This is a genomic window from Stenotrophomonas sp. 3diitr2024 (genome assembly GCF_042136455.1).
Lineage (GTDB): Bacteria > Pseudomonadota > Gammaproteobacteria > Xanthomonadales > Xanthomonadaceae > Stenotrophomonas > Stenotrophomonas sepilia.
Genome location: NZ_JBHHMJ010000303.1, coordinates 1 through 9,468 on the forward strand (window position 1 = coordinate 1; position 9,468 = coordinate 9,468).

General features: G+C 67.9%; 6 protein-coding genes. 4 read left to right on the plus strand and 2 right to left on the minus strand.

The annotated features are described in order from the left end of the window. The coding region (locus tag ABGA94_RS06955; RefSeq protein ID WP_375366796.1) for a DUF1176 domain-containing protein at positions 1-1,044 on the minus strand (1,044 nt) is incomplete at its 3' end. 158 nt (positions 1,045-1,202) lie between these two features. Here ABGA94_RS06955 and recJ point away from each other — a divergent pair. Further along, the gene (gene recJ, locus ABGA94_RS06960) at positions 1,203-2,960 is read left to right on the plus strand and encodes a single-stranded-DNA-specific exonuclease RecJ (RefSeq protein ID WP_375366798.1); all 1,758 of its coding nucleotides are present in this window, start codon (positions 1,203-1,205) and stop codon (positions 2,958-2,960) included. 65 nt (positions 2,961-3,025) lie between these two features. Here recJ and ABGA94_RS06965 read toward each other — a convergent pair whose 3' ends face one another. Continuing rightward, positions 3,026-4,060, minus strand: coding sequence for a DUF1176 domain-containing protein (locus ABGA94_RS06965; RefSeq protein ID WP_375366800.1), 1,035 nt, complete (start codon positions 4,058-4,060; stop codon positions 3,026-3,028). Positions 4,061-4,190: 130 nt separating this feature from the next. On the opposite strand from ABGA94_RS06965, the gene ABGA94_RS06970 reads away from it, so the two are divergent. From ABGA94_RS06970 to ABGA94_RS06980, 3 genes are all read left to right on the plus strand, one after another. Next, the gene (locus ABGA94_RS06970) at positions 4,191-7,100 is read left to right on the plus strand and encodes a VIT domain-containing protein (RefSeq protein WP_375366802.1); all 2,910 of its coding nucleotides are present in this window, start codon (positions 4,191-4,193) and stop codon (positions 7,098-7,100) included. Positions 7,101-7,353: 253 nt separating this feature from the next. Further along, positions 7,354-8,479 (plus strand): peptide chain release factor 2 gene (prfB, locus tag ABGA94_RS06975; RefSeq protein ID WP_111008336.1). Its coding sequence is split into 2 segments (ribosomal slippage): positions 7,354-7,428 and positions 7,430-8,479, totalling 1,125 coding nucleotides; the frame shifts between segments, so codons are not numbered across the junction. A gap of 45 nt (positions 8,480-8,524) precedes the next feature. Continuing rightward, positions 8,525-9,307, plus strand: a complete 783-nt coding sequence (locus ABGA94_RS06980; RefSeq protein ID WP_065177619.1) for a helix-turn-helix transcriptional regulator — start codon at positions 8,525-8,527, stop codon at positions 9,305-9,307. The last annotated feature ends 161 nt before the right edge of the window (positions 9,308-9,468 follow it).

Consider the following 9,468-nt stretch of genomic DNA (forward strand, 5'->3'; position numbering starts at 1 on the left):
GATCTTGTAGCCCAGGCCCTCGGCCACCAGGCTGAAACCGATCATCAGCAGGAAGCCCAGGCACAGCACCACCACGGTGGGATGCTTGTTGACGAAGCGCTCGCCGTCCCACACCCAGTCATTGGCAGAGATGCAATCGCCGACACCGCGGCCTCGGTAACGGCCTCGCAACGTAGCGTCATCGCGGTCAAAATCTTCGGCGAGGTTGGTGACAAAAGTCGCCTGGTACGGCGATTTGTCTCGCACCACCCAGTAGGCTTTGCTCATGTTGTAGGCACCCACGAAGCAGCTGGTGCTTGCCAGCACATGTTGGGCGTCCAGTCGCTGGATCTCGATTTCATCTGTCCCGCCCTCGCTCAGGCGGCCGCACTCATCCGGCTTGGGCAGGCTGGCGATCAGTGCCTTGCGCAGGCCCGGTGCTTTCGCCAGTGCCGCGTCCGAGGCGCGCGGTGCCACCAGCGTGCCGCGCACGATCACTGGCACCGGCAACGCCGCAGGCACGCTTGCGTCGGGCTTGTCGCCACGCCGCACCAGCGCACCGGGGGTGCCCAGCCGGCCCTGTGCCTCGTCCATCTTCAGCAGTACGGCCGCTGCACCGCGGTCGGAGATCGGCCAGGCCTTGCCCTTGCCGTCGATGATCTCGATGCGTGCCTGGCGCGGCAGTGCGGCGACCAGTGCATCGGTCTGTGCCTGCTGCAACAACACTTTGTCCCCGTCGCCGGTGTCGCGCACCGGGCCCAGGTCCTTGCCGTTCAGGCGCAGGCGCAGTGCCCCGGTCGGCGTCGGGCTTTCGCCATCCTCGCCATTGCGCAGCCGCGCGATCACCTTCGCACCCGGGCCGCCGGCGCGCTCAAGCATCAGGCTGAGCAGGTTGCCGGGTTCTTCCGGACTGTAGCCGGCGGCGCGGCAGGTGCGGGTGTTGTCACAGGCCAGCGACCAGTCGTTGTGTTCGAATTCGACCCCGGGCCTGGGCTCAGGCGTCGCGGAGTGGGCGGCCGGGGCCACGGTGAGTGCCATCAGCGCGGTCAGCAGGGTGCGGGTCATGGATGGAAGTCCGTTCCAGGGCAGGCAAGCATGGAAGATGCGGTCGTGAAATCCAAATGCTGCTGGCCGAAGAGCCAAGTTGCCTCGTCAGCAGCGGCAGCCGACCGGGGGAGCGGTGCACGTTATGATGTGCGGGTCTTTCGTAACCGGCGATGCCGATGTCCCTTGCCGCCGATGCTGCGCAGCCGCCCTCTGATACACCGCTGATCCGCCGCCGCGATGCGGTCGTGCCCGGCAGCTGGCCAGAGGGCACGCTGCCATTGCTGGCCCGACTCTATGCCAGCCGTGGTGCGGGAACGCCAGAGCTGGCGCTGCCGAAACTGGGCAGCCTACACGCGCCCGAGCTGCTGACCGGTATCGATGATGCAGTGGGCCTGCTGATCGAAGCCATCGCCAACGACAAGCGCATCCTGGTAGTCGGCGATTTCGATTGCGATGGCGCCACCGCCTGTGCGGTCGGCGTGCGTGGCCTGCGCATGCTCGGCGCGCAACACGTCTTCCACGCGGTGCCGAACCGCATGGTGCATGGCTATGGCCTGTCACCGTCGCTGGTGGAAGAGTTGGCCGCGCTGCAGCCGGACCTGCTGGTCACGGTCGACCACGGTATTGCCTGCCATGCCGGTGTCACCGCGGCCAAGGCGCGCGGCTGGCAGGTACTGGTCACCGACCACCATCTGCCGGGGCCGCAGCTGCCGCCGGCCGACGTGATCGTCGATCCCAACCTGGATGGCGATGCCTTCCCCAGCAAATCGCTGGCCGGTGTCGGCGTGATCTTCTACGTGCTGATGGCGTTGCGCCGGCAGATGCGCGAGGCCGGCGTCTTCGCAGATGGCAAGGGGCCGGACCTGACCACGCTGCTGGATCTGGTGGCGGTGGGCACCGTTGCGGACCTGGTAGCGCTGGACCCGAACAACCGTGCGCTGGTCAGCGCAGGCCTGCGCCGTCTGCGCGCAGGGCAGGGCTGTGTGGGCCTGCGTGCACTGATCGAAGCCAGTGGCCGGGATGCCGCGCGACTGACCGCCACCGACATCGGCTTCGCACTCGGCCCGCGCCTGAACGCGGCGGGCCGGCTGGAAGACATGGCGCTGGGCATCGCGCTGCTGCTCACCGAAGATCCGCGCCAGGCGCGCGAGATCGCGCAGACGCTGGAGCAGATCAACGCAGAACGCCGCGCCGTGCAGCAGTCGATGACCGACGATGCCGAGCAGGCCCTGACCCGCGTGGTGCTGGACATGGCCGGGCAACGGCCGGTGGCCGCCTGCCTGTTTGATGCCGACTGGCATCCCGGTGTGGTCGGCCTGGTCGCTTCGAAGATGAAGGATCGCCTGCATCGCCCGGTAATTGCCTTCGCTCCGGCCGAACCGGGCGCCGACACGCTGCGTGGCTCTGCGCGCTCGATTCCCGGGCTGCACATCCGTGACGCCCTGGCGCTGGTCGATGCGCGCCATCCGGGCCTGATCGACCGCTTCGGCGGTCACGCCATGGCGGCCGGCCTCAGCCTGCGGCTTGACCACGTTGATGACTTCAAGGCCGCCTTCGTCGCCGTGGTGCTGGAAATGCTCGACCCGGCGGCACTGCAGCAGCAGGTGCTCAGCGACGGCGAACTGGCCGCGGACGAGCTCGATCATCGCCACGCCGATGCGCTGCGGTTGGCCGGCCCATGGGGCCAGGGCTTCCCCGAACCCCTGTTCGACGGCCACTTCGAAGTGGCCAACTGGCGCGTGCTGAAGGAGCGCCACCTGAAGCTGGAACTGCGCCTGCCGGGCGTGCCTGGCACGATCAACGCGATCCACTTCGGCGGCTGGCACGGCAATGCGCCCGGCCGACACGTGCACCTCGCCTACCGGCTGGCCTGCGACGACTATCGCGGCGGCAGCGCCATCCAGCTGATCGTGGAGCACTGCCTGCCGGTTTGAGCGCCGTTTCGCGAGCGGGGGTCGTGGGCGGCGCGCTATGCGTGGATCCAATCAACTGGCCAAGCTCAGGGCGTCACCTCGGTCACCAGCGTCGGCATGTGCCATGCACCCCCAGCCGCGACCAGCCGGCACAGGCCGGAGGTGGATTCATCGGTCTGCACAAAGCGGCGCCCGTCCCAGCCCCAACTCGCGGTGGACCAGCAATCGCCTAAGCCGCGGCCTTTGTGCGCCGAACTGATTACCCAACCATCGTCATCGCCGCCCGATGCGGTCACCAGCGTGGCCTTGAAGGGCGGTGCATCGTTCACCACCCAGTAGCCGATGCCTTCGTTGTAGGCGCCACGCCAGCAGAGCGTAGACACCAGTAGGGAAGTCCTCCCCAGCCGGGACACGCGCAGCTCCTGCGGGCCGTCCACCATCGGCAGGCCTTCGGGTGTCAGTGCGACGCAGTCGCCGCCCGGGTTGGCCGCGGCCAGCGCCGCGCGCAGTGCGGGTGAGTGTTCCAGTGGGGCATCGGTGGCTCGTGCCGCCACCAATGGCGCCAGAACCAGCGTAGGCACCGGAAGTGCGGGAGGAACTGAGGCTTCGGCGCGCGACCCCTTGCGCATCAGCGCGCCGGGAGTCTCCAGCCGGCCCTGAAATTCGTCCATCTTCAGAAGCACCGCCGAGGCGCCACGATCGGACAGCGTCCAGCGCTGGCCATCGTTGCCGACCGCCACGATGCGGCTGCTGCGCACCAGCGAGGCCAGGAGTGCCTTGGTCTGCGCTGTAGACAGTGTCGCCGTGTCTGCGGTCAACGACAGCGCGCCCAGATCCTTGCCGTTGATCTGCAGCGACAGCTGTGTCGGCAGCTTGACCTCGTTGTACTGGCCCAGCATCAGTTCGGCGCTGACCGGCTGGCCGGGTCCGCCCTTGCGAGTCAGCAGCACCGACACCGGCAAGTTGCCGCCGACATCGTCCTGGTAGCCGGCGGCGCGGCAGGTACGGGTGTTGTCGCAGGCCAGCATCCAGTCGTAGTGGGCGAAGCGCACCCCTTTCACGCTGCCAGCGGCGGCGGCGCCGGCCAGGACCAGCAGGATCAAGGCAATCAACGGGCGCATGGTGCATCCCTGTGTGGCGAGGACTTCCATGTTGCTGGTTGGAGGGGCGTGTGTCGATGCGAGCACAGGCGCCAACCCCATTACGGTTGCTGGTGCGTTCAAAGGTCCACGATCCCACTGGAGCCCGGTCATGGTCTTCGCCCGTTGCTGCACCGTGTTGTTGCTGGCCCTTGCGGCCTGGCCCGCTGGCGCGCAGTCGCCGCCGATCTCCCGGCCGCAGGCCGCCACGCCGCTGCTGATCGCACCGGCGGCTGAGCAGGCGGTCCAACTGCGACACGCCCGCATCGAGGGCGGGGTCCAGGCGGGCATCGCCCAGACCCGGATCATCCTGGAATTCCACAACCCGAACCGGCGCGTGCTGGAGGGTGAGCTGCAGTTCCCCCTGGCCGATGGCCAGCAGATCAGCGGCTTCGCGCTGGATATCAACGGCGAGATGCGTGACGCGGTGCCGGTGCCGAAGGACCGCGGCCGCCAGGTGTTCGAGGAGATTGCCCGCCGCGGCGTTGACCCGGGCCTGCTGGAACAGACCGCCGGCAACCAGTTCCGCCTGCGCATCTATCCGCTGCCGGCCGGCGGCAGCCGGCGCGTGCAGCTGGTGATCCGCGAGCCGTTGGCCTTCGCCGGCCAAGGCTGGCAGTGGACGCTGCCGCTGCAGTTTGCCGCCGGTGCAGCCTCGGTTGAACTGAAACTGCAGGCACCTGGCACGACCACCGCAGGTACGGCGCCATTCCGCATCAGCGCGGGCCAGCTGCAGTGGCAGGGCAAGGGGGCGCAGCTGCCGAAGCAGCTGCAGTGGGATCTGCCGGCGACCCGCCAGGCACAGGTGCAGGTGGCGCCCTGGCAGGATGGCCACTATCTGCTGGCGCAGCTGCCGGTGGCGGCCAGCAGCACGCCGCGCAAACTGCCGAGCGAAATCGGCCTGCTGTGGGATGGCTCCGGTTCGGCGGGCCAGCGCGATCACACACGTGAGTTCGCCCTGCTGGATCGCTATTTCGCTGCGCTGCGCGACGGCACCGTGGCCTTGACCGTGCTGCGCGATCGCGCCGAGCCGGTGCGTCGCTTCCGCATCCGCGCCGGCAACTGGAGTGAACTGCGCGCAGCCCTGCAGGCCGTGCGCCCGGACGGTGCCAGCGCGCTGGCACAGTGGCAGCCGCAGCCGGGCGTGAAGGAATACCTGCTGGTCAGCGATGGCCTGCTGACCTATGGCCCGGAACAGCTACCGGCGATGGCACCCGATCAGCGCCTGTTTGCGGTCAGCAGTGCCGGTGCGCGCACCGATGCCGTGCGACTGCGTGGTTGGAGTGAGGCGCATGGCGGTCGCTTCATCGCGCTGGGCAAGGATGTCGATGCGGCGGCGCACGCGTTGCTGGCGTCGCCGATGGATGTGCAGGTCGATGCGGGACGCGGCGTGCAGGATGTAGTGATCGATCGCCGCAGTGAAGCCCACGGCTGGCTGTGGCTGCACGCACGACTGGCAGCCGACGGTGTGCCGATGCGGGTGCGCGTGGGCGACGGCGAGTGGGAAGCGCTGCCAGCGACGCAGAAGAGCAAGGACGGTGAACTGCTGGCCGGTTTGTGGGCGCAGGCGCGCCTGCAGCAGCTGGCCGCCGACCGTCGTGGCAACCGCGAGGCGATGCAGCGCCTGTCACAACGGTTTGGCCTGGTGGGGCCGGATACCTCGCTGATCGTGCTGGAGACGTTGGAGGACTACCTGCGCTATGCGATCCGTCCTTCGGGCACGCTGCGCGCGGAGTACGACGCCAGGTTTGCAGTGCAGGTCAGGGATCGCGCCGCTGGGGATCGCCAGCGCCTGGATGAAGTGGCCGCCCGCTGGAAGGAGCGCCAGCAGTGGTGGAACCGTAGCTGGCCGAAGGGAATGCCGCCGCAGCCGAAGGGCGGGGCACTGGAAGTCGCCTCCGCGGACTACGCGATGGAATCGGCGCCGGTGGCGATGCTCGCCGCGCCGGCCCCTGCGGCACCGCCCGCCCCGGCCCCGATGGCCGCCGCCGAGCAGCGCATGGAAGCCAGCAGCGCGCGTGCACGTCGCTCGGCGCCTGCATCGAACAAGGCCCTGGATTCAATCACGGTCACGGGTGGCCGTGTCGCTGCGCCCGCTGCCGCCAACGAGGGCGAGCTCGGCATCCAGCTGGCGGCCTGGCAGCCAGACTCGGCCATCGCCCGGCGCCTGCGCCAGGGCCCGCCGTCGCAACTGTATGACCGCTACCTGGCCGAGCGCGATGCCCACGCCGACAGCAGCGCCTTCTTCCTTGATGTGGCCGACCTGCTGCTGGCGCAGGGTCAGCGCGACCTGGCGCTGCGTGTGTTGTCGAACCTGGCCGAGATGGACCTGGACAATCGCCACCTGCTGCGCGTGCTCGGCTATCGGCTGATGCAGGCCGATGCCCCCGCGCTGGCGGTGCCGGTGTTCGAGCAGGTGCTGGCGATGGGCCAGGAAGAACCGCAGAGCTTCCGCGACCTGGGCCTGGCGCTGGCAGCGGCCGGCAAGCCACAGCAGGCACTGGCGCCGCTGTACCAGGTGGTGGTGCGGCCGTGGGACAGCCGCTTCGATGGCATCGCCCTGATCGCGCTGGATGAGCTGACCAACCTGGTGGCCGGCAGCACGCCCCGGCTGGATACCACCGGCATCGACCCGCGCCTGTTGCAGGCGATGCCGCTGGACCTGCGCGTGGTGCTGTCGTGGGACGCCGACAACAGCGACATGGACCTGTGGGTAACCGACCCGAACGGCGAGCGCGCCTACTACGGCAACCGGCTGACCTACCAGGGCGGGCAGATGTCGCAGGACTTCACCGGCGGCTATGGCCCCGAACAGTTCTCGCTGCGCAACGCCAAGCCGGGCAAGTACAAGGTGGAGGCGAACTACTTTGGCAGCCGCCAGCAACTGGTCACCGGCGCGACGACACTGATGCTGCGTCTGACCACTCATTGGGGCACGGCCAAGCAGAAGGATCAGATGGTGACGATGCGACTGAAGGACCGTGCCGAGACCGTGCTGGTGGGCGAGTTCGAGGTTAAATAGTCAACTGCCCCAAATGGCCGTCCGAGGGTGGGCCAAGGAAGACCCTCGTCGACGCCGCTCTGGGGCAAGGAGGCCCTGTGTGGGGTCGGCTGCAGCCTGGCTGGCTCCCCGCGCCAAGGCGGGTACCGCCTGCCTGAATGCAGCGCCGACACATCACGCTCGAGCCTCCCCGGCGCAGGCCCAGGCCCTCATTCCGGGCACCCACGGCCTGCGGTATCATTACCAGTCATCTTTTGAATGCATAACCGCCGACATGATCGAACTGAATCCTGTCCGCCAGCGCATCACCGATCTGACCGATCGCGTGCTGTCGCTTCGGGGGTATCTTTGACTACGACGCCAAGAAAGAGCGTCTTGAAGAAGTAACGCGGGAGCTGGAAAGCCCCGACGTCTGGAACAACGCCGAGTACGCCCAGAACCTGGGCCGCGAGCGTTCCAGCCTGGAAAAGACCGTGGGCGGGATCGCCTCGGTGCTCGATGGCCTGAACGACGCCACTGAACTGCTGGAGCTGGCCGAGTCCGAGCAGGACGAGGAGACCGCACTGGCGGTGGTCGCCGACCTCGACAAGCACCAGGCGCACGTGGAGAAGCTGGAGTTCCAGCGCATGTTCTCCGGCGAAATGGACAATGCGGCGGCGTTCGTCGACATCCAGGCCGGTGCCGGTGGTACCGAAGCCCAGGACTGGGCCGAGATCCTGCTGCGCATGTACCTGCGCTGGTGCGAATCGCGCGGCTGGAAGACCGAGCTGATGGAAGTCTCCGGTGGCGACGTCGCCGGCATCAAGTCGGCCACGCTGCGCGTGGAAGGCGACTATGCCTATGGCTGGCTGAAGACCGAGACCGGCGTGCACCGCCTGGTGCGCAAGTCGCCGTTCGACTCGGACAACCGCCGCCACACCAGCTTCACCTCGGTGTTCGTGTCGCCGGAAATCGATGACAACATCGACATCACCATCAACCCGGCCGACCTGCGTACCGACGTGTACCGCTCGTCCGGTGCCGGTGGCCAGCACGTGAACAAGACCGAGTCGGCGGTGCGTATCACCCACATCCCGACCAACATCGTTGTGGCGTGCCAGACCGGCCGCAGCCAGCACCAGAACCGCGACAACGCGATGAAGATGCTGGCCGCCAAGCTGTACGAGCTGGAGATCCAGAAGCGCAACGCCGAGAAGGACGCGGTGGAAGCCACCAAGTCCGACATCGGCTGGGGCAGCCAGATCCGCAACTACGTGCTGGACCAGAGCCGTATCAAGGACCTGCGTACCGGCATCGAGCGTTCGGATACGCAGAAGGTGCTGGACGGCGACCTGGACGAGTTCGTCGAGGCCAGCCTGAAGGCCGGTTTGGCCGTGGGCTCCAAGCGCGCCGATGCCTGATCGACGCGCCTGCGCGGATATCATCGCCTTCCGCAACGGAGGGCGATGATGCGCAGCGAAAGTGAACGCAAGGAACTCGGTAGCTTCCTGAAGGCCTGCCGCGCCCGTGTCGACCCCGCCACGCTCGGCCTTCCGGCCGGGCGGCGGCGCACCCCGGGCCTGAAGCGCGAGGAAGTGGCGCTGGCCATCGGGGTCAGTGTCAGCTGGTACACCTGGATCGAGCAGGGCCGCGAAGTGCGTGCCTCGCCCGAAGTGCTCGAGCGCCTGGCCAAGGTGCTGCGCATGAGCGACGACGAACGCGCCTATGCATTCGCGCTGTCCGGCTATGGCGTACCGCTGGAATCGCCGGACGAGAGCGTGACCGACGGCCTGCGCCAGCTGGTCGAAGCGATGCAGCCGATCCCGGCCTATGTGCGCAACACCCGGTTCGATATCCTGGCCTGGAACCCGGCCATCGCCGATCTGTTCGTGGACTACAGCCAGCTGGCGCCGCATGAGCGCAACACGCTGCGGCTGATGTTCCTGTACCCGCCGTACCGCACGCTGATCCTCAACTGGGAAGAAATGACCCGCGGCCTGCTGGCCGGCTTCCGCGCGGCGATGGCGCAGGCGCCGGACAAGGCGCCGTTCCTGGCGCTGGTGGAGGACATCGCCGCGCATAGCGAGGCGTTCCGGCGGTGGTGGCCGGAGCACGACGTGCGGCGGTTCGATGAAGGTGCGAAGAAGCTCAACCATCCCACGCGGGGATTGCTGGACCTGCAGTACGTGGCGCTGGTGCCGGAGAGCCGGCACGACCTTTCCCTGGTGACCTACCTGCCGCGAAAGTAGGGGGTGTTCGGCAGGGCTTGCAGCCCTGCACCCGCAGAGGCCGAGCAACAGCAACAGCAACAGCAACAGCGGGCATTCCGTTGGATGGCGGGGCGGTGTGGGTTGGCAGGACACGCCGTAAACCCGTCCATGGGGGCTCGATGGCGCCATCCATGGCGCCA

Coding starts and splice junctions, on each gene's coding strand:
- ABGA94_RS06970 (WP_375366802.1), top strand. CDS start 4,191: ATGGTCTTCGCCCGTTGCTGCACCGTGTTGTTGCTGGCCCTTGCGGCC.
- ABGA94_RS06965 (WP_375366800.1), bottom strand. CDS start 4,060: ATGCGCCCGTTGATTGCCTTGATCCTGCTGGTCCTGGCCGGCGCCGCC.
- ABGA94_RS06980 (WP_065177619.1), top strand. CDS start 8,525: ATGATGCGCAGCGAAAGTGAACGCAAGGAACTCGGTAGCTTCCTGAAG.
- recJ (WP_375366798.1), top strand. CDS start 1,203: ATGTCCCTTGCCGCCGATGCTGCGCAGCCGCCCTCTGATACACCGCTG.